The organism is Chryseobacillus diguaensis, from assembly GCF_049220665.1.
Lineage (GTDB): Bacteria > Bacillota > Bacilli > Bacillales > Bacillaceae > Metabacillus_B.
Map to the genome: position 1 here is coordinate 1 of NZ_JBMKNV010000040.1, position 1002 is coordinate 1002.

1 protein-coding gene is annotated in these 1002 nt (G+C 40.4%); it reads left to right on the forward strand.

What is annotated here, in order from left to right; all coding sequences use genetic code 11:
• The first annotated feature begins 340 nt into the window (after positions 1 to 340).
• Positions 341 to 709, forward strand: a complete 369-nt coding sequence (locus ACOT8F_RS20915) for a hypothetical protein (RefSeq protein ID WP_421653840.1) — start codon at positions 341 to 343, stop codon at positions 707 to 709.
• Positions 710 to 1002 lie beyond the last annotated feature (293 nt).

Below are 1002 nucleotides of genomic sequence, written 5' to 3' on the forward strand. Positions count from 1 at the left end.
AATTACATCACTTACAAAAACTTCAAATGACATTATTGAAGTTTCTTTGTCATGCATGTTTTTATTATAACATCTTTAATCTGGTATTATTACTTAAAAAGTGTTGACTTATATTAGCTGGTATAATTGAACAATTTATTAAACACGATTTAGGCCTAGTCACAGGATTGCTGCACTAGTCTGTCAGACATATCCCAATAAAAGGAAAATTATTCATTTATGCTGATTTCATAAGTTACCTTGATGGTTCTTATAGGCAAATCAATCAATTATTAGATGACTGGATCCGAAATATCAAAAAGCCGAATAGACTGGGTGTATGATGAAAGGAGGTTAACGGATGTCTTTTTACAATCCATATCAAACAGGTTGGAACGCTTACCGTCAAAACCAAAGTTATGGGGGAAATGGCCAGCAGGGCGCCTCCCAGGGCCATGGCAGTCCCAGCGCTCAAGGGTCAAGCGCAGGGGCACTATCTCAAGCCAGTGGTCAGAGCTATCCCTTTGCGTCATACGCTTCCAATCCGTATCAGGGTGGATCTTCGGATATGCAATATATGATTCAACTGATGATCAATCTCGGGAATCAGTTGGATAAGCTTAATCAATTGATTGCCCAAAATAATCAATTGCTGCAATCGAAGCATGATCAAGAAGATACGAAGTGCGTTCAGGGCAGCGGGGGTGGAACGGTTATTGTACGGATGTAAGTTTGCAAGAGAATCGATAGTGCCAAAGGCCTCGTGAAGAGCCAGTTCACGATTCTCCTTTATTAAATCCACATTGTTCTCGACGGCGTAGCGCCTTATGACTTAAACCCAACAATCAGACACAAATTTTATGACAAATAAAGTTCTTTACTAAATTCGTTACTCAACAATTGCGCCCGATCGTAATATAAGCTTAGCCAGATATTTCTGGTTGACCTTTTTCTATATGGTCTTATGATAGCGGTAGTCGGGGTAGAACGTAGCGCCCGTGGGACTTGATCCCGTCAGCAAAA

What these genes read in the sequence shown, in the direction of transcription:
- ACOT8F_RS20915 (WP_421653840.1), top strand. Translation starts at nt 341, where the DNA reads ATGTCTTTTTACAATCCATATCAAACAGGTTGGAACGCTTACCGTCAA.